At 61.8% G+C, this 435-nt stretch carries 1 pseudogene; it reads right to left on the reverse strand.

The annotated features are described in order from the left end of the window. Positions 1–386: pseudogene (locus tag EOA32_RS37850) on the reverse strand (hypothetical protein); the annotation flags it as partial. Positions 387–435 lie beyond the last annotated feature (49 nt).

The raw sequence follows: 435 nt of genomic DNA on the forward strand, positions 1-435 counted from the left end.
GGCAGGATGCCGTACTTGATCGGGCCGAACAGCGCCGAAATGACGCCGAACAGGAACAGCGCCGTCAGCAGAACCGGAATGGAGGAGAGCGCGATGCCGATGACCGCGAGCAGTGCGGCGCCGATCTCGACGAACTTCAGCCTGCGCGCCACGAAAGCCTTGTCGAAGCGGTCGGCGATCTCGCCGCCAAGCGCGGACAAGAGCAGGAAAGGAGCCATGAAGATGGCGCCGGCCAAGGTCACCAGTGACGCCGCCTGGTCGGCGGCAAGGGTGAAGAGGATGAGGAACACCAGCGTGTTCTTCAGGAAATTGTCGTTGAAGGCGGACAGGAACTGCGTCCAGAAGAGAGGCGCGAAGCGCCGCGACATCATCAGATGGGTGTTCATGGCAGGTTCCAATGGGCAAGGCCATCGAGCAATCCGAGATGGATCGGTC

Source organism: Mesorhizobium sp. M1A.F.Ca.ET.072.01.1.1, from assembly GCF_004023325.1.
Lineage (GTDB): Bacteria > Pseudomonadota > Alphaproteobacteria > Rhizobiales > Rhizobiaceae > Mesorhizobium.